The following is a 25,948-nucleotide window of genomic DNA, read 5'->3' as shown; positions in this document are numbered from 1 at the left end:
CTCTTAAGCTGCTTTCAGAAAAGCGAAAATTGAACTAATAGACATCGCTCCCATATACCATGTCAGTACACAGGTGACGACCCCTGACCATAGTAACCAGCGGGGATAATGGTATCCTCCCATGAGATCAGCCCGTTTCCAGCCAACATAAACAAAGATAGTCAAACCAAGGGGTAAAATCAGCCCATTAAAGCCGCCTGCAAACACCAGCAAAGCAGCTGGAGGTGTTCCTATCAATAAATAAACTGCTAATGAGAGGGTAATAAAACAGAGAGTAATTATATTGAGATGACGATCAGTCAACTGTTTTTTAAATACGCGGGCAAAAGAGATAGAGGTATAAGCCGCACCAATAACACTGGTGATTGCCGCAGACCACAGAATCAAGCCAAAAATACGCAACCCAAATTCACCCGCTACGACCTGAAAAGCTTGTGAAGCAGGATTTGCCGTTTCACTGGCAATATCGAGTGTGACACCACTGGCAACCACTCCCAATATTGCCAAAAATAAAAAATAACGCATCAGTCCTACTGCTAAAATTCCTTTGGTTGCCGCACTGGATACAGCATCAATGTTCTCTACGCCTGTCATACCTTTATCCAGCAAACGATGGGCTCCGGCATAGCATATGTAACCACCGACTGTTCCCCCCACAATTGTCGTAATAGTCGCAAAATTGATGTCATCAGGCAGAACCGTTTGCCGCAACGCCTCCCCCACAGGAGGATTGGAAACTATCGCAACAAACAGAGTCAGCCCTATCATAACTACGCCCAATACGACAATAATCCGATCAATGGCAACCCCAGCCCTACGCGAGGCAAAAATATAAATCGCCATCAAGGCACTTAATAATCCGCCCCATTTAGGTTCTAAACCAATCAGAGCATTAAGCCCCAACCCTGCGCCAGCAATATTTCCAACGTTGAAAACTAATCCTCCAAACATCACTAGTGCAGCCAATAAATAACCGCTTCCGGGGATCGCTGCATTGGCGATATCGGCCGATTGCATCTTGGTTAAGGTAACAATTCGCCAAATATTTTGCTGTACCACAAAGTCAATCAGGATCGAGGCCAAAATACCAAAAGCAAAAGCGGCACCCATCGTTGCAGTAAATGTTGCTGTTTGCGTAATGAAACCAGGCCCAATCGCCGATGTTGCCATCAAAAAAACCGCGGCCATTAAAGACGACCGCCGATTTACCACAAAATTAACCGTTTCTTGTTTTACTGTTTCCTGTATTGCCATAGGCTATGTCCCCCTGTCATTGTTATCGTATTTATTATTTCCTAAGCAATATTCATACATTGTGGAACTAAATAACATTATTGTTAAATATTTCACATATAGTTGTTGAACAATAAATAGATCATGTTGAGAAAATGAGCAAATAGAATCGTTTTATAGGTGATAAAAGTTCAATACAGATCACTTTTTCAACATCAATTATCAAGGAAAGTACCAAGATGCATCATTTCAGTGCAATACATTCCCTATAATAATCCAATGTCGGTAACTTGCTGGTTATCAGGGAATATGTGAAGATTAACTTTTGATCATCGAAAGCGCTTTTTCTCAGCTATAAACCCAATGGATGACTATGAAAAAAGAGAATTCTCCCCAAATTTTGAGTAAGAAAATTGCTGAAACAATACGGAATAAATTGGTTATTGGGGAGTTGTTACCGGGGCAACGCTTATCAGAAGCCATTCTCAGTGAACAGCTTGAGATTTCACGCAATACGTTACGTGAAGTATTCCGCGTTCTAACGCAAGAAGGATTGCTGAAACACCAACCCAATCGCGGTGTATTTGTAGCGATTCCCGATATTGCATCCATTATTGATATCTATCAGGTTCGACGACTGATTGAATGTCAGGCTCTCACTCAGGCATATTCCATGCACCCCAGCGTTGCCAAAATGAAAGAGGCCGTGACCAGTGCGCAACTATATCGGAATAACCAAAATTGGGTTGGCGTCGGCACCGCAAATATGCATTTCCATACCGCAATTGTAGAATTAACTGACAGTAAAAGATTGATTACTTTCTACCGCAATATCTCAGCAGAACTTCGTTTGGCTTTTGGGCTTTTGAATGATCCTGAGCTACTGTATGCCCCTTATATTGATAAAAATGCACATATACTGGAGCTTTTAGATTCTGGTCAGACAGAATTAGCAGCTAAAAAGATGAAAGATTATCTAGAGTTATCAGAAAGAACAGTATTGGCGGCTTATACTCGTAAAAATAACGAATAAAATGTCTCAAACGCAAAAAAGCCACCCGGTGGGTGGCTTCTCTGGCTAAATAGATGTCTGGCAGTGCCCTACTCTCACATGGGGAGACCCCACACTACCATCGGCGCTACGGCGTTTCACTGCTGAGTTCGGCATGGGATCAGGTGGGACCACCGCGCTATGGCCGCCAGACAAATTCTGTGTTCAATCCCGAACAAGCTGCTGTTTTTCATTTGAAACTGCGTCTCTCTCTCTCACCAAAACACCTTCGGTGTTGTCAGGTTAAGCCTCACGGTTCATTAGTACTGGTTAGCTCAACGTATCGCTACGCTTACACACCCAGCCTATCCACGTCCTCGTCTTGAACGTTCCTTCAGTATCCTCAAGGGACAAGGGAAGACTCATCTCAAGGCAAGTTTCCCGCTTAGATGCTTTCAGCGGTTATCTCTTCCGCACTTAGCTACCGGGCAGTGCCATTGGCATGACAACCCGAACACCAGTGGTGCGTCCACTCCGGTCCTCTCGTACTAGGAGCAGCCCCTTTCAATCTTCCAACGCCCACGGCAGATAGGGACCGAACTGTCTCACGACGTTCTAAACCCAGCTCGCGTACCACTTTAAACGGCGAACAGCCGTACCCTTGGGACCTACTTCAGCCCCAGGATGTGATGAGCCGACATCGAGGTGCCAAACACCGCCGTCGATATGAACTCTTGGGCGGTATCAGCCTGTTATCCCCGGAGTACCTTTTATCCGTTGAGCGATGGCCCTTCCATTCAGAACCACCGGATCACTATGACCTACTTTCGTACCTGCTCGAGCTGTCACTCTCGCAGTCAAGCTAGCTTATGCCATTGCACTAACCTCACGATGTCCGACCGTGATTAGCTAACCTTCGTGCTCCTCCGTTACGCTTTGGGAGGAGACCGCCCCAGTCAAACTACCCACCAGACACTGTCCGCGACCCGGATAACGGGCCTGCGTTAGAACATCAAACATTCAAGGGTGGTATTTCAAGGATGGCTCCGTGCAGACTGGCGTCCGCACTTCACAGCCTCCCACCTATCCTACACATCAAGGTTCAAGGTTCAGTGTCAAGCTATAGTAAAGGTTCACGGGGTCTTTCCGTCTTGCCGCGGGTACACTGCATCTTCACAGCGAGTTCAATTTCACTGAGTCTCGGGTGGAGACAGCCTGGCCATCATTACGCCATTCGTGCAGGTCGGAACTTACCCGACAAGGAATTTCGCTACCTTAGGACCGTTATAGTTACGGCCGCCGTTTACTGGGGCTTCGATCAAGAGCTTCGCGTTGCCGCTAACCCCATCAATTAACCTTCCAGCACCGGGCAGGCGTCACACCGTATACGTCCACTTTCGTGTTTGCACAGTGCTGTGTTTTTATTAAACAGTTGCAGCCAGCTGGTATCTGCGACTGGCCTCGGCTCGGGGAGCAAGTCCCGTCACCTGGCGCCAGCGTGCCTTCTCCCGAAGTTACGGCACCATTTTGCCTAGTTCCTTCACCCGAGTTCTCTCAAGCGCCTGAGTATTCTCTACCTGACCACCTGTGTCGGTTTGGGGTACGATTCACTGTTACCTGATGCTTAGAGGCTTTTCCTGGAAGCAGGGCATCAACCACTTCAGCACCGTAGTGCCTCGTTATCACGCCTCAGTGTTCACGGAAGAACGGATTTACCAATTCTTCCCACCTACACGCTTGAACCGGGACAACCGTCGCCCGGCTGGTCTAGCCTTCTCCGTCCCCCCTTCGCAGTAACACCGAGTACGGGAATATTAACCCGTTTCCCATCGACTACGCCTTTCGGCCTCGCCTTAGGGGTCGACTCACCCTGCCCCGATTAACGTTGGACAGGAACCCTTGGTCTTCCGGCGAGCGGGTTTTTCACCCGCTTTATCGTTACTTATGTCAGCATTCGCACTTCTGATACCTCCAGCATGCCTCACAGCACACCTTCGCAGGCTTACAGAACGCTCCCCTACCCAACAACACCTAAGTGTTGCTGCCGCAGCTTCGGTGCATGGTTTAGCCCCGTTACATCTTCCGCGCAGGCCGACTCGACCAGTGAGCTATTACGCTTTCTTTAAATGATGGCTGCTTCTAAGCCAACATCCTGGCTGTCTGAGCCTTCCCACTTCGTTTCCCACTTAACCATGACTTGGGGACCTTAGCTGGCGGTCTGGGTTGTTTCCCTCTTCACGACGGACGTTAGCACCCGCCGTGTGTCTCCCGTGATAACATTCTTCGGTATTCGCAGTTTGCATCGGGTTGGTAAGTCGGGATGACCCCCTAGCCGAAACAGTGCTCTACCCCCGAAGATGAATTCACGAGGCGCTACCTAAATAGCTTTCGGGGAGAACCAGCTATCTCCCGGTTTGATTGGCCTTTCACCCCCAGCCACAAGTCATCCGCTAATTTTTCAACATTAGTCGGTTCGGTCCTCCAGTTAGTGTTACCCAACCTTCAACCTGCCCATGGCTAGATCACCGGGTTTCGGGTCTATACCCTGCAACTTAACGCCCAGTTAAGACTCGGTTTCCCTGCGGCTCCCCTAAACGGTTAACCTTGCTACAGAATATAAGTCGCTGACCCATTATACAAAAGGTACGCAGTCACCCTGATAAATCAAGGCTCCCACTGCTTGTACGTACACGGTTTCAGGTTCTATTTCACTCCCCTCGCCGGGGTTCTTTTCGCCTTTCCCTCACGGTACTGGTTCACTATCGGTCAGTCAGGAGTATTTAGCCTTGGAGGATGGTCCCCCCATGTTCAGACAGGATACCACGTGTCCCGCCCTACTCGTCGAACTCACACCACCAGTGTCTTCAGATACGGGGCTATCACCCTTTACTGCCGGCCTTTCCAGACCGTTCTCCTGACGCTGATGCTGATGTTGGTTCTGGGCTGTTCCCCGTTCGCTCGCCGCTACTGGGGGAATCTCGGTTGATTTCTTTTCCTCGGGGTACTGAGATGTTTCAGTTCCCCCGGTTCGCCTCCGGACCCTATGAATTCAGGCCAGGATAGTGCAACGGATTGCACTGGGTTTCCCCATTCGGGTATCGCCGGTTATTGCGGTTCATATCACCTTACCGGCGCTTATCGCAGATTAGCACGCCCTTCATCGCCTCTGACTGCCTAGGCATCCACCGTGTACGCTTAGTCGCTTAACCTCACAACCCGAAGGTGTCTTCGGGTGTGCGTTTTGAGAGACTCACCAGTCCCGTCCATGACGGCACTGATTGTTTCAAATTTTCAGCTTGTTCCAGATTGTTAAAGAGCAAAAATTTCACAACACACGGGTGTTTTCCCCATGGGTTCTGAAATGATTTGTATGGTGGAGCTAAGCGGGATCGAACCGCTGACCTCCTGCGTGCAAGGCAGGCGCTCTCCCAGCTGAGCTATAGCCCCATACAGTGTTATCACCGGCCTGTCAGACAACTGTGCAGACCGTTTCCCCGCCCGCCGTTTCAACGCAGATAACACCGCTGCATCCGCACCGGGTCACCCTGGAAAGGGCCAGGAGTCAACGTGTCTGGTAGGCCTGAGTGGACTTGAACCACCGACCTCACCCTTATCAGGGGTGCGCTCTAACCACCTGAGCTACAAGCCTATACCGTGATACTCTATTTTCATCAGACAATCTGTGTGGACACTGCACAATCACTATCATTCAGGTAAGGAGGTGATCCAACCGCAGGTTCCCCTACGGTTACCTTGTTACGACTTCACCCCAGTCATGAATCACAAAGTGGTAAGCGCCCCCCCGAAGGTTAAGCTACCTACTTCTTTTGCAACCCACTCCCATGGTGTGACGGGCGGTGTGTACAAGGCCCGGGAACGTATTCACCGTAGCATTCTGATCTACGATTACTAGCGATTCCGACTTCATGGAGTCGAGTTGCAGACTCCAATCCGGACTACGACAGACTTTATGAGTTCCGCTTGCTCTCGCGAGGTCGCTTCTCTTTGTATCTGCCATTGTAGCACGTGTGTAGCCCTACTCGTAAGGGCCATGATGACTTGACGTCATCCCCACCTTCCTCCGGTTTATCACCGGCAGTCTCCCTTGAGTTCCCACCATCACGTGCTGGCAACAAAGGATAAGGGTTGCGCTCGTTGCGGGACTTAACCCAACATTTCACAACACGAGCTGACGACAGCCATGCAGCACCTGTCTCTCAGGTCCCGAAGGCACTCCGCCATCTCTGGCAGATTCTGAGGATGTCAAGAGTAGGTAAGGTTCTTCGCGTTGCATCGAATTAAACCACATGCTCCACCGCTTGTGCGGGCCCCCGTCAATTCATTTGAGTTTTAACCTTGCGGCCGTACTCCCCAGGCGGTCGATTTAACGCGTTAGCTCCGGAAGCCACGCCTCAAGGGCACAACCTCCAAATCGACATCGTTTACAGCGTGGACTACCAGGGTATCTAATCCTGTTTGCTCCCCACGCTTTCGCACCTGAGCGTCAGTCTTCGTCCAGGGGGCCGCCTTCGCCACCGGTATTCCTCCACATCTCTACGCATTTCACCGCTACACGTGGAATTCTACCCCCCTCTACGAGACTCTAGTCAACCAGTTTTAGATGCCGTTCCCAGGTTGAGCCCGGGGATTTCACATCTAACTTAATTGACCGCCTGCGTGCGCTTTACGCCCAGTAATTCCGATTAACGCTTGCACCCTCCGTATTACCGCGGCTGCTGGCACGGAGTTAGCCGGTGCTTCTTCTGCGGGTAACGTCAATCAACAACGCTGTTTACGCTGTTGCCTTCCTCCCCGCTGAAAGTACTTTACAACCCGAAGGCCTTCTTCATACACGCGGCATGGCTGCATCAGGCTTGCGCCCATTGTGCAATATTCCCCACTGCTGCCTCCCGTAGGAGTCTGGGCCGTGTCTCAGTCCCAGTGTGGCTGGTCATCCTCTCAGACCAGCTAGGGATCGTCGCCTAGGTGAGCCATTACCCCACCTACTAGCTAATCCCATCTGGGTTCATCCGATGGCGTGAGGCCCGAAGGTCCCCCACTTTGCTCCAAAGAGGTTATGCGGTATTAGCCACCGTTTCCAGTGGTTATCCCCCTCCATCGGGCAGATCCCCAGACATTACTCACCCGTCCGCCGCTCGCCGGCAGGGAAGCAAGCTTCCCCCCGCTGCCGCTCGACTTGCATGTGTTAGGCCTGCCGCCAGCGTTCAATCTGAGCCATGATCAAACTCTTCAATTAAAAGTCTGATGCTCAAAGAATTGTTACTGTTAGTTCGTAATGAATTAACTGTTTTAGTCACTCTTTAAGACTTTAAAGTTTTCGGCATCTTGCGATGCTGTCGATACTGTCTTGTGAGTGCCCACACAGATTGTCTGATTAAATTGTTAAAGAGCGGTCCGACCGGAGCAGGGCTCCGTGCCGTGAGGCTGCGTATCTTACGCTTTCCTCGCCGGGTGTCAAGCCTTTATTTTCAGGGCTTTTCTCCCGCTGTCCTCGGCGGCGTGTCTTCGCTCAGCGTCGGTCAGTGGTGGCGCATTATAGGGACTTTTCCGTGCCTGGCAATAGTTTTTTTGAATTTTCTTTCCATTCGTGTTTTTTTTCCTCAAAACGCTGTAACAACCAGCAAAAAGGCTATTTTTGAGGCACTTTTTCACATGATATTTGCAGAAACCTCCCAGAAAAGAGATCGACCTGCTCCCAATCAGTGTATTCAATCTCTTTTGTTGTATCAGTTTCTCCACCTGTCATCCGCATAATAAACTGAATCATGATGCGATCCAGCCAACGATAGCGGGGATAAAGCAACGCGCCAGCAAAGACATCACATAAATTTGGCTTCCAAGGGCTCTTCATCAAGAACTTGCGTAAATAAGCATTGGTTTCTGGTGTCCTCTTTTCTAGTTTTCTTGCCGTTAGGTTGACCCCGAAGAACGCCGTCGGCATTTGATTCAATTGTTTTTGGTGCCGAATAGCGAACTTATGTAATACGGAATTAAAATGGCCATAGCGTATCGACGCCCCTATCATCACCTTATGATAAGGTTTCAAATTAATGTGCTTTATTGTCGCCAGATCTCTTAAGTCACACTCAGCCCCCGCGCGACGGAGATTTTCAGCGATATAAGTAATAATTTTCTTAGTCTGTCCATCCTGAGTGGAATAAAGCAGTAAGCAATTCATAAATATACCTTTTTAAACAAAGACTGATCTTCACAGTTATTCACGCCAAAAAGTCGGTGTGAACAGAACTAATAGAGTGAAAACTTCCAAACGTCCAAACAGCATGGTTACGACCAATATCCATTTAGCCGCCGGATTCATGGTGGTAAAGTTATCAGAGACGGCTCCCAACCCTGGCCCCAAGTTATTCAATGTTGCGGCTATGGCAGAAAAAGCGGAAAACTCATCAACGCCTGTTGCAATCAGTAACAGCATGCTAATAAGAAAAACCAACACATAAGCAGAGAAGAAACCCCACACTGCTTCAATAATTCGTTCCGGCAATGCTCTTTGTCCCAATTTAATGGTGTATACGGCGTTCGGGTGAACCAGACGTTTTAGTTCACGGGAGCCTTGCAGGAACAACAACAAGATACGGATAACTTTTAATCCCCCACCCGTCGATCCCGCACATCCTCCGATAAATGCAGAACATAAGAGAAGAAAAGGCAGAAATAGAGGCCAATCGGCAAAACTGACTGTTGTAAATCCAGCCGTGGTTGCCATCGAAACCACTTGAAAGAAAGCATGATTCAGTGCATCTAATCCTGATTCGTAAATGGATTGTTGCCACAATATCAGCACACAGATCACCAATAATGCCAATTGGATAGTAATGAACATGCGGAATTCCGGATCACGCCAGTAAACTTTCAAACTTCGTCCAGAAAGTACGGCGAAATGCAAACCAAAATTACAGCCAGAGATCAGCAGGAAAATCGCAATAATGGTATTAATAGCCGGGCTATTGAAAAAACCGATGCTGGCATCATGTGTCGAAAACCCACCAATCGCGATTGTAGAAAAACTATGGGAAATCGCATCGAATATCGACATACCCGCCGCCCATAACGCTATTGCACAGGCAATGGTCAGCAAGACGTAGATCAGCCAGAGTGTTTTTGCGGTCTCCGCAATGCGGGGGCGCATTTTATTGTCTTTCAATGGCCCCGGCATTTCTGCCCGATACAGCTGCATTCCCCCGACACCGAGCAAGGGCAGAATCGCTACAGCTAATACGATGATCCCCATTCCCCCAAGCCATTGCAGCATTTGTCGATAGAAGAGGATAGCTTTCGGCAGAGAATCGAGACCAATAAGTGTAGTTGCCCCTGTTGTCGTCAAGCCTGAAAATGATTCAAAAAAGGCATCAGTCACTGAAAGGTTAGGTTTCTCTGAGAAAATGAAAGGTAATGCACCGACACTTCCCAGAACTGTCCAGAACAAGACAACGATCAAAAAACCCTCTTTCGGTTTAAGGTCATGCTTTTGGTTCCGATTAGGCACCCATAACATTAAACCAATCACGAGAGCAAAGATAAATGTCTGACTGAATGCCCTACCCGCGCCATCTCGATAAATCAATGCCACCAATCCCGGAATAATCATTGTGACAGAGAAAAGAATGACAAGTAGCCCGACAATACGGGTTATGGCGCGAAAATGCATTCGGCTGGTTCCTCAAAAATCCGGTAGGACAAAATAATTATGATTTTGGTGTTAAAAACAGAGCACCACGGCTTAAGTCACGTAATTTATCACCTATCTCCCCCGCAAGGGTAGCTGGCAGTGAAACTTGCAATGTAACGTTTTCAGCATATTCACTAGCAATCACTTGCCCTGAGAATTTTTGTAGCAATTGTTCTACCATCGAGATATAGGCATATTCACACTGCAATTGATACAGTTTCTGCGGTACTTTGTATTCTGTTTCCAGTAATTTCAGTGCCTGCTGCACACCATTGCCATAGGCTTTAACCAATCCTCCCGTGCCAAGTTTGATACCACCAAAATAGCGAACTGACACGGCAGTGATTTCTCCCATCCCGCTTCCTATTAATTGCGCGATCATGGGCTTACCAGCAGTTCCTGTCGGCTCTCCATCATCTGAAAAACCTAATTGCTGGGAATCATCCGGCGCACCTGCTACAAAAGCCCAGCAATGATGTCGGGCATCCGGGTATTGCTCCTTGATGCTCTGGATAAATAACTTTGCCTCATTCACCCCGCTGGTGTGTTCCAGCAGAGTGATGAAACGACTTTTCTTTATTTCTTCAGTGAAATTGACTGAAGCCGCAGGGATCAAATAAGGCTTCATTACGACAACTGTAAATCTCTGGTCATATTTTCAATTTTTCCGTCGTGAATAACGATGTTATCTTCAATGCGAATACCACCATAAAGCTTAAACATGTCGATTTTTTTCCAATCGAAATGTTTGCTGTATTCATTTTCACGCCACGGTGCCAATAACGTTTCAATGAAATAAATACCCGGTTCAATGGTCAAAACCATCCTCGGCTCCAAAATACGTGTGCAACGCAGATAAGGATGTAATGTCGGCGCGGCCAGATGGGTTCCGGTATCATCCTGCATGAATCCAGCAGCGTCATGCACCTGCAGACCCAGTGAATGGCCAAGTCCATGTGGGAAAAATGGCGTTGTCAGCCCTTTCTCAACCATAGTTTCTTCAGTGATTCCATTAATGATCCCGTGTTTTTTTAGCAACTTGGCTATGCGACGATGCATATTGATATGATAATCAGTATACCGAATACCCGCCTTGATCGAGCCAATAATCGCTTGTTGTTCCCCATTTAAATCTTTAATCAGTGAAGCGAAATCGTTGTTATGTTTTGCTGCATAAGTTCTGGTGATATCAGCAACATAGCCATTATATTCTGCACCAGCATCAATCAAAAAACTGCGAATTTCGGAAGGTAACGTCTGTTGTAATTTGGTGTAATGCAAAACGGCCGCATTTTCATTCAGGGCAATAATATTATTATAAGGGACATCTGTATCGCGGTGCCCTGTTGCCATCAAATAGAACATATTGATTTCGAATTCGCTCACACCAGATGTAAATGCGTCGTATGCGGCCAGATGACCATTTACGGCAGTTTTCTGCGCTTCACGCATACAGACCAGCTCGTAATCTGTTTTATATGAGCGATGGTAACTCAAATAATCCAAGACCATTTTGGGATTGATATTGTGTTCGAGAATACCCAAGTTCTTTGCACGCTCAGTCTGCTCACCAATATAAGCTGTATTCTGTTTTGATAAGCCACTCAATTCTGCTTTGATATCATCGGCTTTTGCCAGATGGATTAACTCAACTTCTTCAGTCCAGTGGCTATTGGGCAAAGCCTCCACGCTATGCCAATAATCTACGGGTGAATAAAACCAGAGTTTAGGTTTATTAACACCATCAACCCATAGCCAGCAATTGGGTACTTTAGTCACAGGCACCCAAGCCTTGAAGTGTGCATTTACCTTGAAAGGATAATCGCAGTCATCCAGAAAAACACGTAATGACTCGCCAGAGTGAATAAGTAGAGCGTCAAGCTGATTTCGTGCCAGTATTTCGCGGGCACGTCTTTGTAAGATTTTAATATGTTCGTGGTACAGAGATGCCAACTTTTCCATTTTTATAAACCTTTTGATTATCTGGCAGGAGTATAAATCTTACCACAATTCATTATTTTTAGTGTCACCATGGGGAAATCTCACCTTAGTGCGGTTGACTGACAATATTTATATTTTTCATAACTATAATAAAAAATATTGTCATCCATCATAAATCTTACCTGTGATCCGCTCTACAAAAAATTCATCATTGGTTTGCATTCGATTAACACACTAATCACAATCAACCGTATCTGGTCATACCAGATGGTATGCACTCATTGAGGAGATTGACATGCTCTACCTAAGTGACACTATTCAAGTAAACTGGCTGAAAGATGGCATTGCAGAACTGATATTCAATGCACCAGCTGCAATTAATAAATTAGATACAAAGACCGTTGCTTCATTGGATAAAGCTGTTGCCGTCCTTGAGCAACAAACTAAATTAAAAGGGCTGTTGCTACGTTCTGAAAAACAAGCCTTTATTGTTGGTGCAGACATCACAGAATTCTTATCATTATTCGATGCACCAAAAGAAAAACTTCAGGAATGGCTGAAGTTCGCCAATGATATTTTCAGCCGTATTGAAGATCTCCCTGTTCCTACTATTTCTGCGATCAACGGCTATGCACTTGGCGGGGGTTGTGAGGTAGTGCTGTCAACTGACTTTCGTGTTGCATCCCCAGATCTTCGCATCGGATTACCCGAAACTAAATTAGGCATTATCCCGGGCTTTGGTGGCTCTGTTCGCCTGCCACGTTTAATTGGCCCAGATAACGCTCTAGAAATTATCACCGCAGGTAAAGATATTGGTGCTGAAGAAGCGTTGAAAAATGGTCTGATTGACGCCGTTGTGCCGACTGAAAAGCTGGTAGATGCTGCTGTTTCTATTCTGGAACTGGCCATCAAAGGCGATCTGGATTGGCAAGCTGCCCGCCAACCTAAACTTTCCCCACTGAACCTCAATGATGTTGAACGCACCATGAGCTTCACCGTGGCGAAAGGAATGGTGATGAAAGTCGCAGGTCCACATTATCCAGCGCCAATTACTGCTGTAAAAACTATTGAAAAAGCAGCGACATTGGGTCGCGATGAAGCCTTGAAACTAGAAGCAGAAAGTTTTGTTCCACTGGCTCATACCACTGTTGCCCGTGCCTTGGTCGGCATCTTCCTGAATGACCAATATGTCAAAGGTCTGGCGAAAAAGCATCTGAAAGAAGTCACAGTGCCACAACATGCAACGATACTGGGTGCAGGTATTATGGGTGGTGGTATCGCCTATCAATCTGCACGCAAAGGCGTTCCTGTTCTGATGAAAGACATTAATCAGAAAGCGCTGGATTTAGGTGTCAATGAAGCCGCTAAGTTATTGCATAAGCAATTTGAGCGTGGACGTCTGGATGCTATGAAAATGGCTAAGATTCTGTCATCCATTCAGCCAACACTCAGTTATGCGGGCATTGAGCAATCTCAGATTGTTGTCGAAGCCGTTGTTGAGAACCCGAAGATCAAAGCTGCGGTCTTGGCAGAAACGGAATCACATATCAACGATGATTGCATTCTAGCCTCCAATACCTCCACGATCCCAATCACTGAATTGGCAAAATCATTGAAACGTCCGGAAAATTTCTGTGGTATGCATTTTTTCAATCCAGTTCACCGTATGCCGCTGGTTGAAATCATCCGTGGAGAAAAAACCTCAGACAAGACCATTTCTACTGTTGTGGCTTACGCCAGCAAAATGGGAAAAACACCGATTGTTGTCAATGATTGCCCAGGCTTTTTCGTCAACCGCGTATTGTTTCCTTATCTGGCAGGCTTCGGCATGTTACTGCGTGATGGCGGTGATTTCCGTCAAATCGACAAGATCATGGAGAAAGAGTTTGGCTGGCCTATGGGTCCCGCGTATCTCATCGACGTTGTTGGCATTGATACCGCCCATCATGCTCAAGCTGTCATGGCACAAGGTTTTCCAGAGCGTATGACTCGCGATTATCACGATGCCATTGATGTATTATTTGAAAATCAGCGTTACGGCCAGAAAAATGACGTAGGTTTCTATAAATACACCCAAGACAAAAAAGGCAAGCCGAAAAAAGAGCAAGATGAAACCGTCGATCAACTGCTGGCAGGTATAAGTCACCCGAAACAAATTTTCTCTGGTGAAGATATCATTGCCCGTACCATGATCCCAATGATTAACGAAGTCGTTCGCTGCTTGGAAGAAGGTGTCATTGCCAGTCCTGCAGAAGCAGATATGGCGCTGGTTTATGGTTTAGGCTTCCCGCCATTCCACGGTGGTGTTTTCCGCTATCTGGATACGATGGGAACCGCAGCTTATGTGAAACTGGCTGAACGTTATGCCCACTTAGGCGCAATGTATCACGTTCCCGCTGGCCTGAAAGCGAAATCCGAAAGCAATGAAAGTTACTACCCTGCCGCAGCCAAAATTGCTGTTAATCCAGGTGAAAAAGCGTGAGGTCTGAAAACATGGAAAACGTAGTCATTATTGATGGTATTCGTACCCCAATGGGGCGCTCAAAAGGTGGTGTATTCCGTCAGGTCCGTGCCGAAGATCTCTCTGCACATCTGATGAAATCGATACTCAAGCGCAACCCATCAGTACAACCTGAGCATATCGACGATATCTCTTGGGGATGTGTGCAACAAACGCTGGAACAGGGGTTCAATATTGCCCGTAATTCCGCATTGCTGGCAGGTATTCCCCATTCGGTCCCTGCTGTGACCGTTAACCGTCTGTGTGGTTCTTCAATGCAGTCATTGCATGACGGTGCCCGCATGATCATGACTGGAGATGCCAGCATTGCGATGATTGGCGGTGTTGAGCATATGGGGCATATTCCCATGACTCACGGTGTCGATTTTCATTCGAAATTAAACCGCAATGTTGCTAAAGCCGCAGGCGTTATGGGCTTAACCGCAGAAATGCTGGCAAAAATGCACGGTATCAGCCGCGAAATGCAAGATGAATTCGCCCTGCGCTCTCATCTACGAGCCGCACAAGCGACAGAATCAAAAGCGTTTTCTAACGAAATCGCACCAATTCATGGGCACGATGCTGATGGCAACCTGAAGTTCATCGATTTTGATGAAGTGATCCGTCCCGATACCAACCTGAAAAATCTGGCTGGGCTGCGGCCGGTCTTTGATCCTGTCACAGGCAGTGTCACGGCGGGTAACTCTTCAGCACTTTCAGATGGCGCATCTGCGATGCTTATCATGAGTGAAAGCAAAGCCAAAGAATTAGGGTTGAAAGCACGTGCCCGGATCCGTTCGATGGCAGTTGTTGGCTGTGATCCTTCCATCATGGGTTATGGCCCTGTACCTGCAACACAGATGGCATTGAAAAAAGCAGGCCTGAGTCTTGCTGACATTGGCCTTATTGAATTAAATGAAGCATTTGCAGCCCAATCACTGGCCTGTATGAAAGGGCTGAATCTGTTGGATAGTATGGACGATAGGATCAACCTGAACGGTGGTGCAATTGCTCTCGGCCATCCATTAGGCTGTTCTGGCGCACGCATCACAACTACCCTGCTTAACCTGATGGAACGCAAAGATGTACAGTTCGGGCTGGCAACTATGTGTATTGGATTAGGGCAAGGCATTGCTACAATTATCGAAAGAGTTTAGCTGTTCAGTATCTGACGATTGAGATTTTTAACATTTTCCCTTGTCTGTCTTATCTATTGCATCACTCGAAATTAAGTTGTTGCCGTCGTTTCCCGCCTGTCAGGGGCGGGTTTTTTTATTGTTATCGAACGGTCGGGTCAAAAACACTCAGATCAGATAAACTCAAACGCATCACCATACATGCGATCAATAGACGCATCACGTTCACTACAAAAGCGTTCACGGGCAATTTTAGCCATTTCAAAACGCCCAGCAATATAAATGTCATGGTTCGCCAAACTGCCAAAATCTTCTAAGACTGCACTCAAGACCGTACCCGTTCTGCCCTGCCAGTATTCATCAACCTGTTCAACCACAGGCACCACAGCCAGATTGGGATAACACTCACTCAATCCCTGCAATTCTCCCAGATCATAGAGGTGATGTAATTCACGCCCTCCCCAGTAGATCGAGATATCGCGGTTCGGATTTTTTTCCAGTGCTGACAGTAAAATAGAGCGGGTATAAGAGAATCCAGTTCCCCCGGCAATCAATAACATCGGGTTTTCACTATCTTCACGAAACCATGCCTGACCATGTGGAATATCTATATCGATCACTCTCTGATCCAGGATCCTGTCCATCACCGCCATTGCATACAGGTTTAACTCAGAAGCCCCTATATGCAACTCGATCGTCTGTTTTTCTGATGGTGGCGATGCCATGGAAAACGGACGCTTATCTCTTTCATCCATAACTACCATCAGGTATTGCCCCGCACGAAAAGAAAAAGGCGAATCAGGTAATAAATGAACCCGATAAACGGTATCTGTAATGGAGTCAACCGATGTGACTTTACAGCTCAGTGTTGTCATGCGTTCCCTCTTATCGCTTCAAAATTTCTAATTTATCCCAAATTTCATCGACACGGGCGCGAATTTCATCACTCATGACTATCGGGCGCCCCCATTCCCTTTGTGTCTCTCCTGGCCATTTATTGGTTGCATCCAATCCCATTTTTGAGCCTAACCCAGAAACCGGTGATGCAAAATCGAGATAGTCGATCGGTGTATTTTCCATTAAGACAGTATCTCGCTGCGGGTCCATTCGCGTAGTTATCGCCCAAATGACATCATTCCAATCTCGCGCGTTGATATCATCATCACAAACGATAATAAATTTTGTGTACATAAACTGCCGTAGATATGACCAGACTCCCATCATGACCCGCTTGGCATGGCCTGCATATTGTTTTTTCATCGTAACGACCGCAAGCCGATAGGAGCACCCCTCTGGTGGCAGGTAAAAATCGACAATTTCAGGAAATTGTTTTTGTAGTATTGGCACCAGAACTTCATTCAACGCCACACCCAGTACCGCAGGCTCATCCGGTGGACGGCCAGTGTAAGTGGAATGATAAATAGCGTCACGACGCTGGGTGATATGGGTGATAGTGAATACTGGGAACATATCCACTTCATTATAATAACCTGTGTGATCGCCATATGGCCCTTCCGGTGCCATTTCGTCCGGTTCAATATACCCTTCAAGGATAATTTCCGCACTGGCAGGAACTTCCAGATCATTGGACAAGCACTTAACCACTTCAGTTTTATGCCCACGCAACAATCCAGCAAAGGCATATTCAGATAAAGTATCAGGAATTGGAGTCACAGCACCCAATATCGTGGCAGGATCAGCACCCAACGCAACAGAAACAGGGAAACGCTCTCCCGGATGAGCCTGACACCATTCCTGAAAATCGAGCGCTCCACCACGGTGTGATAACCAACGCATAATGAGCTTGTTTTTACCCAGAACCTGCTGACGGTAGATACCCAAATTCTGGCGCTCTTTATTTGGCCCTCTGGTAACAGTAAGCCCCCATGTTATCAATGGCGCAGCATCTTCTGGCCAGCAATGCATAACAGGAATACGGGTAAGATCAACCTCATCTCCCGTCCAGACTTGCTCCTGACAAGGTGCAGAATTGAGGCGCTTGGTTGGCATATTCAGAACTTGCTTGAACTTAGGCAGCTTATCGACCAGATCACGAAAACCTTTTGGCGGCTCTGGCTCTTTGAGGAAAGCCAGTAATTTGCCAACATCATGCAATGCCTTGACATCATCCTGCCCCATTCCCATAGCAACCCGCTTAGGTGTCCCAAACAGATTGCACAATACTGGCATTGAATACCCTTTTGGATTTTCAAATAATAAGGCAGGACCACCGGCACGAAGAGTACGATCCGCGATTTCTGTCATTTCCAGATAAGGATCAACCTCCATACGAATTCGTTTTAATTCACCTGATTGTTCCAACAAGGAAAGAAAGTCTCGTAGATCACGGTATTTCATATTATTCATTTGTGCCGGTTTTTAAGGAGGAAGAACATTATAAACCCTCCCATGGTGGTTACAAGGCAAACTCATAACTTACTAAAAATAAATGCATTTATTTATATTTTGTGAGTTTAACTGCTCAGATGCAGCAAAATGGTATCCAATCAACTAATGCCTGTGTATCACATTATTCAGGGAATGTTTTACCGTGCTGAAAAAGTCTGAATCCTTCACTCATCTTTCAAATTGCTGTTTTGTTGACTGCGTTCATTCACTTGCCACTGCGCTGTAATTTGCAATCTATCAGGTATACACGTTACACACATTCTGACTTTATTGATGATCCTGAAGCCTTGGTTTTGTTATGCTAGACATATTGTGTAATGGAGTCGGAATATTATGGGAAGCTGGTATCTTCTGTACTGTAAACGCGGGCAAATTTCTCGAGCAATAGGACATTTAGAGAGACAGGATGTTATTTGCCTGACACCTACAGCCAAAATTGAAAAAATCGTTCGGGGTAAAAGAACTACCGTCACTGAACCCCTTTTTCCCAATTACCTTTTTGTGAATTTTGATCCAGAGATTATTCATACCACGACTATCAATTCAACGCGAGGCGTCAATCATTTTATTCGTTTCAGCACTTATCCTGCTGTTGTCCCACAAACGTTGATTGATGAATTAATGTCCGCAACAGAACAGGAATATATCGCACCTGAAACCCCAATTACTGGTGATACTGTACTGATAACTGAAGGAATTTTCGAAGGTATTCAAGCAATTTATAATGAGCCGGATGGAGAAACCCGCTCAATTCTCCTATTAAATATTCTCAACAAAGAAGTATCCAAAATATTAGATAATAAGCAATTCATTAAAATTTAATCAGCAAAAACGGGCTACTTTGCCCGTTTTTATTATCTGTTTTTTATCTATTTCATTAAAAATAATCAGTATTTCTGCTCATTCAACCATTGTGCTACACGCTTGGCAAAATAAGTCAGTACGCCATCGGCACCCGCACGTTTGAAGCACAGCAATGATTCCATAATGGCTGGCTGTTCTTTCAACCAACCATTTTGGATAGCAGCCACATGCATCGCATATTCACCAGAAACCTGATAAGCGAATGTTGGCACACCAAAAGTATCTTTCACCCTACGGATCACATCCAGATAAGGCATACCTGGTTTGACCATGACGCTATCCGCCCCTTCTTGCAAATCCTGTGCAATTTCCTGCAACGCTTCATCGCTGTTTGCTGGATCCATCTGATAGGTCATCTTATTGCCGCCTTTCAAATTACCGCTAGAGCCAATTGCATCTCTGAATGGCCCATAGTAACAAGAGGCATATTTGGCTGAGTAAGCCATAATCTGCGTGTTGATATAGCCATCGACCTCAAGCTGATCACGAATGGCACCAATACGGCCATCCATCATATCGCTCGGTGCAACGATTTCAGCCCCAGCTTCAGCATGGGATAGCGCCTGCTTAACCAGAATCTCTTTGGTAATATCATTGATGACATACCCATCCTGATCAATGACACCATCCTGTCCATGCGTGGTAAATGGGTCCAGTGCCACATCTGTCAGTAATCCCAGCTCAGGAACCTCATTTTTCAATGCACGAATAGAGCGCTGAATCAAACCATCAGGGTTATAGGATTCCTGCGCATCCAGTGATTTTTTGTCTGCTTCAATGGCTGGGAACAGAGACAAAACAGGAATACCCAGTCGGGCAATCTCTTCGGCTTCCTTCAGCAAAAGATCAATTGTCAGACGATACACTCCTGGCATAGAAGACACTTCTTGACGTTGATTAATCCCTTCCATAACAAAAACGGGATAAATCAGATCATTGACAGTGAGTTGATTTTCAGCAACCAGACGGCGGGAAAAATCATGACGACGTACACGGCGCATACGACGACCAGGAAACGTACCTGGAAATACATAGCTCATTACTGCTCTCCTAATGTAAAACCCAGCGACAATACGCCGGGTTAATGTTGTCATCGCTCCGCTAATAATCTTAACACCATCATTCAGTTAGCGATAATCATCAATGGCAGATGGCTAGTTATTTTTCTGGATTGTTACCTTCATCATATTCAGATTCGTTTTCTGCTCTGCCTGATTTTCGTCCACCCACATAAAACTGAGAAAGCAGAATTCCCACTTCAAATAACAGATACATCGGGATAGCCAGCAAAGTTTGCGAGAAAACATCCGGAGGTGTTAGCAACATGCCAACCACAAACGCACCAACCAAAATGTAAGGACGTTTTCTTTTCAGGGATTCAGGCGTTACAACTCCACTCCAACACAACAAAATAATGGCTACCGGCACCTCAAATGAAACACCAAACGCCATAAAGAGGGCCATGACAAAACTCAGGTAATTACTGATATCTGTCGAAATGACCACCCCTGCTGGCACGGTTTTGACAAAAAAACCAAATGCAATGGGAAATACCACAAAGTAAGCAAATGCCATGCCCAGATAAAACAGTACACTGCTGGAAAACAGCAGGGGCATGATCAAACGGCGCTCGTGTTTATATAATGCTGGTGCAATAAATGCCCAGACCTGATACAGGATCATCGGTGCCGATACAACGATAGACACCATAATAGTCAGTTTGATTGGCGTAAAGAAAGGCGATGCGACATCTGTCGCAATCATATTTGCTCCCTTCGGTAACTGTTCCATTAACGGTGCAGCAATAAGCCGATAAATATCATTAGAAAAATAAACCAGTGCCAGAAAAATCACCAGCACGGTAATCAAACTATTTAAAATCCGCTTACGCAGCTCAATCAAGTGACCGATAAGAGGTTGGGTATCATCCACAGACATGTTTTAGTGTTCACTATTGGCTTTTTCAGGAGATTGATTTTTATTTTGTTTTGACGCCGATTCTGGTACTGAGTGAGATACAGAAGAATGAAAATGTGTTTCATCCTCTTCTAACGCTTTAGCCTCTTCAGGAGTCAGCTGATACGATTTTTTCAGCGATTCAGCAGCCTCCCTTAACTCGTCCATCGATGCCTTTAATTCTGGGGACAATGATTGCAAATCTACTTTTTCTTCCATTTTTTTTAAGCTGTCCTGAAGCTCTTGCACTTTTAGCTCCTGAGCAAGTTCATTCTGGACATTAGCCGCCAGCGAGCGTAATACCCGTATCCAGCCAGCTACTGTTTTGACTGCTATAGGCAAGCGTTCTGGCCCCAAAACAACCAGACCAATCACCATCACCAACAGCAGTTCGCTAAAACCAATGTCAAACACGGTTTATACCTGCTCTTTATTTTTGCTCTCTGATTTTTCGGCAACAGTGGACTTTTCAGCAATACTTTTGGTGTCAAAATCAGCATCATGGCTATTTTTCTCAGCTTGATCTGACTTTTCATCATCACTTATCGCTTTTTTAAAACCTTTGATCGATGCTCCCAAGTCTGAACCCAGAGAGCGAAGCTTATTGGTACCAAATAGCAATACGACAATGACAGCAATAATGAGTAATTGTGGGATGCTTATCATGACTGACCTCTATTCATAGGGAATAATAACGACTAATATGTTCAAAAATACCGCAACCACACTATTAAGGCTACGGCAAAATAACCTTTACTTAAGCCTGCGCCAACCAAATATCCACGATATGACTGCCGCCCCCATCAACCACCACGATAGATGAATCTTGTCAGTCATGAAAAACAGACTACCACAGATAAACAATGTCGCGCCGATCCCCAGTAAATAGAGAGATTTTTTCTGGCTGACCTGTTGTTTCTGTAATTGCTGCGATATCTGATCAATGCTCGTCTGCAAACGTTTATGCTGTTGAAGAGCACCATAAACCAGCTCAGGGAATTCGGGTAATTTTTCAGCCCAATATGGCGCTTTTTCTTTAAATGCGCGCACAATCGCCGGAATACCAACCTGATCGTGTAACCAATCTTCCAGAAAAGGTTTTGCTGTTTTCCATAAATCAAGCTGAGGATAAAGCTGGCGCCCTAAGCCTTCAATATACAGCAGCGTTTTTTGCAGCAAAACCAACTGAGGTTGAACCGCCATATTAAAACGGCGAGCCGTATTGAAGAGATTCAACAGGACATGACCAAATGAGATTTCAGCCAGCGGCTTTTCAAAAATAGGTTCACAGACCGTACGGATAGCAAACTCGAAATCTTCCACATTAATATCGGCTGGAACCCAACCAGAATCCACATGAAGTTCAGCCACTCTGCGGTAATCACGATTGAAGAAAGCAATGAAGTTTTCTGCCAAATAGCGCTTATCGTCTTTGTTCAATGAACCAACAATACCATAATCAATGCCGATATAAGTCGGATCTTCCGGCCGTTCATAACTGACAAAAATATTGCCGGGATGCATGTCCGCATGGAAAAAACTGTCACGAAATACCTGCGTGAAGAACACCTGCACACCACGTTCCGCAAGCAGTTTCATATCCGTGTTCCGTGCTTCCAACATAGCAATGTCTGACACGGGAATGCCATAAATACGCTCCATGACCAGTACATTCTCCCGACAATAATCAGGATAAATTTCTGGCACGTAAAGCATTGAGCTATCTTCAAAATTGCGACGCAGTTGGATCGCATTTGCTGCTTCACGCAATAAATTCAGTTCATCAAGCAACGTTTTTTCGTACTCACGCACAACTTCACGCGGGCGAAGACGATAGCCATCGGGCAGTAAAGGAACCAGATGCGCCATACGGTACATTAAACGGACATCCGCTTTAATAACAGGCAGGATATCTGGACGGATCACCTTAAGAACAACTTCCTTACCATTCTCCTTAAGCCGAGCAGTATGCACCTGTGCAATAGAAGCTGAAGCCAATGGCTGTGAGTCAAAATCATCAAACCATGTTTCCAGCGGTCCCCCCAAAGCAATTTCAATGGATTTGCGAGCCACGGCACCATCAAAAGAAACAACCCGATCCTGCAACATTGAGAGTTGATCGGCGATAGCTGGAGGAAACAGATCCCGACGGGTAGAAAGCATTTGACCAAACTTGATCCACACTGGGCCAAGTTCTTGCAATGCCAGGCGTAACCGCTCACCGAGTGGTTTATCCTTGTGTCGATTGGGAAGCCAGAACAAGAAATAACGCCCGAAGCGCAACGGCCATGTCAGACGAATATTGGGGATCAGCTCATCTAAGCCATAGGAAAGAAAGACCCGAACAATAAAGTAAAGGCGTTTTATCTCACTAGGAGTCATATTTTCCCTCCAGTGCCGCCAGCCGTTTTTCCATATGAGACATATCATTGGCAACTGCATTGACTTCTTCACTAAAGTAAGCCACTTCCAGCGGATTGGGCGCCACTCGCCACTCTTCCGTCAATGATTCTGTAAGGTAGGTTTTCTGCCTTGTAATGGCATTACTGGCAAGTTTAATGCTTCCCTTCATCACCCGGCTGAGGCCTTCTGCCACAATATCGCCAACATAAGGGGAAAGATAATGAGCAGGATCCCACTCAGACATATCCAGCAAAGCCGACCATTGCTGCATAACTTGCATATCCCCTTCGATAACAATTTCACCACTGTTAATCAGAGATGAAAGACAGTGACGATCTCGCAATTTGAGTAACGCAGTGAACGTCGTTTTCATCGAACAGTCGGCAGACTCTGACCATTGGCTCAAAACATCCACCTGTTTTTCACTGAATATCAATACCAGTGGTGTTTTAATTTCTTTCAATTCAATGGACAGTACCTTACCTGCCAGCCTCATGCGGGAGGACTTCAATACGGTTTCACGGTACAGAAGATGATTCAGAGTCGTTTCCAGAAACGCAGTCAGCACCGGAAACAACACCGTAGAATTCAGGTTGTCACTTAATTCGGGCGTCTCCATTTCAGAATTTGAATCCTTTATGCAGTGCAACGATCCCCCCGGTCATATTGGTGTAAGAAACTTGGTCAAAGCCCGCTTCTTCCATCAAAGATTTTAATGTTTCCTGATCAGGGTGCATACGGATGGATTCTGTCAGGTAACGGTAACTGTCCGCATCCTTGACAATCATCTGGCCAATTCGGGGTAAAACATGGAACGAATAAGCATCATAAACTTTGCTCAAAGGTGCCAGCATGGGTTTGGAGAATTCCAGCACCAAAAGACGCCCACCGGGTTTAAGTACTCGGCACATAGAGCGCAAGGCTTTTTCTTTATCCGTCACATTGCGCAGGCCAAAAGAGATGGTAATACAGTCAAAGTAATTGTCTGAAAAAGGCAGTTCTTCCGCATTGGCCTGAACATAATTAACATTGCCTACGATACCGATATCACGTAGTTTCTCACGCCCCACTTTCAACATCGATTCGTTGATATCCGCCAGTACGACTTCACCTTTCTCTCCCACGATGCGGGAAAACTTCGCCGTCAGATCCCCGGTTCCTCCCGCAAGATCCAACACCTTATGACCACGGCGAATTCCACTTGCATCAATGGTGAAACGTTTCCAGATACGATGAATGCCAAATGACATCAAATCATTCATTAAGTCGTATTTCGAAGCGACAGAGTGAAATACCTCGGCCACCATATTTTGTTTTTCATCTTTTTCTACGGTGCGGAAACCAAAATCTGTAGTTTTTTTCGATTGATCAGCCATGTTATTTGCCCGCTTTTTATTCAAAAAAATTTATAGCAAGTGTACCAGCCTTTCTGACAAAACCCTATCCACACTTCATTCATTAACCTGCAATGATTGGAAAGATTTATCAATAAGCTGTGAATCAATAGGGCGCTTAACATCAACACCTAAATCACGGAACCCTTCAGCCTGACTAATCAGGTTTCCCCGCCCCTCAGCCAGTTTTTTCATTGCCAGATGGTAACTCTCCTGTGCTTTATTGAGGCTGTGTCCCAACCCTTGCATATCATCCACAAACAACCGCATCTTGTCATACATTCTGGTTGCTTTGTCCGCAATAAGGCGTGCATTCTGACTCTGATATTCATAGCGCCAAAGATTATTAATGGTACGCACGGCAACCAGAAGTGTTGATGGACTAACCAGCATAATATTATGTTTCAATGCTTCATCCAGTAATTCAGGTGCTTGATTAAGTGCCACCAAATAAGCCGGTTCTATGGGGATAAACATCAAAACATAATCCAGCGACCGTAAACCGGGCAATTGTTGATAATCTTTCCGGCTCAGCCCCCGAATATGTCCTTTGATTGAGTTTATATGCTCCTGTAACGCTTGTGCCTGCTGCGTGTCATCATCACTGTTAAAGTAACGTTCATAGGCGATCAGTGACATTTTGGCATCAATAATGACATCTTTTTCCTGCGGCAAATGCACGATGACATCAGGCTGAAAGCGCTCACCGTTTTCTGTTTTAATGTTGACCTGTGTATGAAATTCATATCCTTCACGTAAACCGGAAGATTCCAAAACACGTGCCAACACCATTTCGCCCCAATCGCCCTGCATTTTATTATCCCCTTTCAGAGCTTTCGTCAGGTTGATCGCCTCTTTTGCCATTTGTGCATTAAGTTGCTGGAGATTGCGGATTTCATGGGTCAGAGTATGGCGTTCGCGAGCTTCCTGTCCGAAACTATCCTGTACTTGACTACGGAACCCGTCAAGCTGCTCGCGAAAAGGCATCAGGAGGTCATTAAGGCTTTGGCGGCTGTATTCATCGGTACGACGCCGATTCTGCTCAAAAATACGATTGGCGAGATTTTCAAATTGGGTATTGAGGCGTTGTTCACTATTGATCAATAGACGCTGTTTTTCTTCTGCGGCCAGCCTGCTCTCTTCAAGCCGTGTGCTTAATTCTCGTAATTCAACTTCCTGTACACTGTTGATTTCGCGCTGTGCCAGCAGTTCTTGATTTAATTGATCACACTCAGTACGCCAATAGTGGGACTGTTCTAACTTTTCATGGCTGATAGCAAGCTGACTATGCAGTTCACGCAGTTCCAACTCTTTCTGTTGAATTCGCTGGTGAACAGAAAGCCAGACGAAAATCCCTCCGCCCAGCAATCCACTTAAACTGCCAATCAGCATGTATAACCACTGGATATCCAC

19 protein-coding genes, 2 tRNA genes and 3 rRNA genes are annotated in these 25,948 nt (G+C 46.0%); 4 read left to right on the top strand and 20 right to left on the bottom strand.

The genetic code is table 11. From position 1 onward, the window contains the following. Positions 1-3 precede the first annotated feature (3 nt). Positions 4-1,254, bottom strand: a complete 1,251-nt coding sequence (locus XBJ1_RS02295; protein WP_012987129.1) for an NRAMP family divalent metal transporter — start codon at positions 1,252-1,254, stop codon at positions 4-6. 352 nt (positions 1,255-1,606) lie between these two features. On the opposite strand from XBJ1_RS02295, the gene XBJ1_RS02290 reads away from it, so the two are divergent. Continuing rightward, positions 1,607-2,266, top strand: a complete 660-nt coding sequence (locus XBJ1_RS02290; protein WP_038198303.1) for a GntR family transcriptional regulator — start codon at positions 1,607-1,609, stop codon at positions 2,264-2,266. Positions 2,267-2,321: 55 nt separating this feature from the next. Here XBJ1_RS02290 and rrf read toward each other — a convergent pair. The 9 genes from rrf to pepQ form a co-directional block, all read right to left on the bottom strand. Further along, positions 2,322-2,437: ribosomal RNA gene (gene rrf / locus XBJ1_RS02285) — 5S ribosomal RNA — on the bottom strand. 86 nt (positions 2,438-2,523) lie between these two features. Beyond that, positions 2,524-5,433: ribosomal RNA gene (locus tag XBJ1_RS02280) — 23S ribosomal RNA — on the bottom strand. Between the two features lie 162 nt (positions 5,434-5,595). Next, positions 5,596-5,671, bottom strand: a tRNA-Ala gene (locus XBJ1_RS02275). 125 nt (positions 5,672-5,796) lie between these two features. After that, a tRNA-Ile gene (locus XBJ1_RS02270) sits at positions 5,797-5,873 on the bottom strand. A gap of 65 nt (positions 5,874-5,938) precedes the next feature. After that, positions 5,939-7,481: ribosomal RNA gene (locus XBJ1_RS02265) — 16S ribosomal RNA — on the bottom strand. Together the 16S, 23S and 5S rRNA genes with 2 tRNA genes alongside form the textbook arrangement of a ribosomal RNA operon. A gap of 393 nt (positions 7,482-7,874) precedes the next feature. Beyond that, positions 7,875-8,423 (bottom strand): menaquinone-dependent protoporphyrinogen IX dehydrogenase, encoded by a 549-nt coding sequence (gene hemG / locus XBJ1_RS02260; RefSeq protein WP_012987127.1) that lies wholly within the window; start codon positions 8,421-8,423, stop codon positions 7,875-7,877. Between the two features lie 36 nt (positions 8,424-8,459). Continuing rightward, positions 8,460-9,911 (bottom strand): Trk system potassium transporter TrkH, encoded by a 1,452-nt coding sequence (gene trkH / locus XBJ1_RS02255; protein WP_012987126.1) that lies wholly within the window; start codon positions 9,909-9,911, stop codon positions 8,460-8,462. A 37-nt stretch (positions 9,912-9,948) separates the two neighbouring features. Further along, the gene (locus XBJ1_RS02250; RefSeq protein ID WP_012987125.1) at positions 9,949-10,560 is read right to left on the bottom strand and encodes an IMPACT family protein; all 612 of its coding nucleotides are present in this window, start codon (positions 10,558-10,560) and stop codon (positions 9,949-9,951) included. Further along, on the bottom strand, positions 10,560-11,894 hold the full coding sequence (gene pepQ / locus XBJ1_RS02245) for a Xaa-Pro dipeptidase (RefSeq protein ID WP_012987124.1): 1,335 nt from the start codon (positions 11,892-11,894) through the stop codon (positions 10,560-10,562). The genes XBJ1_RS02250 and pepQ overlap by 1 nt, the downstream gene beginning before the upstream one ends. 274 nt (positions 11,895-12,168) lie before the next feature. Between pepQ and fadB the strand changes: the two genes are divergently transcribed. Then, on the top strand, positions 12,169-14,355 hold the full coding sequence (fadB, locus tag XBJ1_RS02240; RefSeq protein WP_012987122.1) for a fatty acid oxidation complex subunit alpha FadB: 2,187 nt from the start codon (positions 12,169-12,171) through the stop codon (positions 14,353-14,355). 11 nt (positions 14,356-14,366) lie between these two features. Next, the gene (fadA, locus tag XBJ1_RS02235) at positions 14,367-15,530 is read left to right on the top strand and encodes an acetyl-CoA C-acyltransferase FadA (protein ID WP_012987121.1); all 1,164 of its coding nucleotides are present in this window, start codon (positions 14,367-14,369) and stop codon (positions 15,528-15,530) included. A gap of 152 nt (positions 15,531-15,682) precedes the next feature. Here the strand turns inward: fadA and fre are convergent, their stop codons facing one another. Both fre and ubiD read right to left on the bottom strand, forming a co-directional pair. Further along, a complete protein-coding gene (gene fre / locus XBJ1_RS02230; protein ID WP_012987120.1) occupies positions 15,683-16,384 on the bottom strand; it encodes an NAD(P)H-flavin reductase in 702 nt (233 codons plus the stop codon). A 10-nt stretch (positions 16,385-16,394) separates the two neighbouring features. After that, on the bottom strand, positions 16,395-17,867 hold the full coding sequence (gene ubiD, locus XBJ1_RS02225) for a 4-hydroxy-3-polyprenylbenzoate decarboxylase (protein ID WP_012987119.1): 1,473 nt from the start codon (positions 17,865-17,867) through the stop codon (positions 16,395-16,397). A gap of 384 nt (positions 17,868-18,251) precedes the next feature. Here ubiD and rfaH point away from each other — a divergent pair, with 384 nt between their 5' ends. Continuing rightward, positions 18,252-18,740, top strand: a complete 489-nt coding sequence (gene rfaH / locus XBJ1_RS02220; protein WP_012987118.1) for a transcription/translation regulatory transformer protein RfaH — start codon at positions 18,252-18,254, stop codon at positions 18,738-18,740. 65 nt (positions 18,741-18,805) lie between these two features. Here the strand turns inward: rfaH and hemB are convergent, their stop codons facing one another. The 8 genes from hemB to rmuC form a co-directional block, all read right to left on the bottom strand. Continuing rightward, on the bottom strand, positions 18,806-19,822 hold the full coding sequence (hemB, locus tag XBJ1_RS02215; RefSeq protein ID WP_012987117.1) for a porphobilinogen synthase: 1,017 nt from the start codon (positions 19,820-19,822) through the stop codon (positions 18,806-18,808). 118 nt (positions 19,823-19,940) lie between these two features. Next, entirely contained in the window at positions 19,941-20,720 is a 780-nt protein-coding gene (gene tatC, locus XBJ1_RS02210) for a Sec-independent protein translocase subunit TatC (RefSeq protein ID WP_012987116.1), read from the bottom strand. 3 nt (positions 20,721-20,723) lie between these two features. Then, on the bottom strand, positions 20,724-21,152 hold the full coding sequence (tatB, locus tag XBJ1_RS02205; protein WP_012987115.1) for a Sec-independent protein translocase protein TatB: 429 nt from the start codon (positions 21,150-21,152) through the stop codon (positions 20,724-20,726). Between the two features lie 3 nt (positions 21,153-21,155). Then, positions 21,156-21,404 (bottom strand): twin-arginine translocase TatA/TatE family subunit, encoded by a 249-nt coding sequence (tatA, locus tag XBJ1_RS02200; protein ID WP_012987114.1) that lies wholly within the window; start codon positions 21,402-21,404, stop codon positions 21,156-21,158. Positions 21,405-21,491: 87 nt separating this feature from the next. Then, positions 21,492-23,120, bottom strand: coding sequence for a ubiquinone biosynthesis regulatory protein kinase UbiB (ubiB, locus tag XBJ1_RS02195; protein ID WP_012987113.1), 1,629 nt, complete (start codon positions 23,118-23,120; stop codon positions 21,492-21,494). Next, on the bottom strand, positions 23,110-23,760 hold the full coding sequence (gene ubiJ / locus XBJ1_RS02190) for a ubiquinone biosynthesis protein UbiJ (RefSeq protein ID WP_012987112.1): 651 nt from the start codon (positions 23,758-23,760) through the stop codon (positions 23,110-23,112). Before ubiJ ends, ubiB begins: the two co-directional genes overlap by 11 nt. A 1-nt stretch (position 23,761) precedes the next feature. Then, positions 23,762-24,517, bottom strand: a complete 756-nt coding sequence (gene ubiE / locus XBJ1_RS02185; RefSeq protein WP_012987111.1) for a bifunctional demethylmenaquinone methyltransferase/2-methoxy-6-polyprenyl-1,4-benzoquinol methylase UbiE — start codon at positions 24,515-24,517, stop codon at positions 23,762-23,764. A gap of 75 nt (positions 24,518-24,592) precedes the next feature. Then, positions 24,593-25,948 carry a DNA recombination protein RmuC gene (gene rmuC / locus XBJ1_RS02180; protein WP_012987110.1) on the bottom strand — a complete coding sequence of 452 codons (1,356 nt, stop codon included), beginning with the start codon at positions 25,946-25,948 and terminating at the stop codon, positions 24,593-24,595.

Origin of the sequence: Xenorhabdus bovienii SS-2004 (assembly GCF_000027225.1) — a bacterium.
Classification (GTDB): Bacteria; Pseudomonadota; Gammaproteobacteria; order Enterobacterales; family Enterobacteriaceae; genus Xenorhabdus; species Xenorhabdus bovienii_C.
This window is presented reverse-complemented; position numbering and strand designations above follow the sequence as displayed.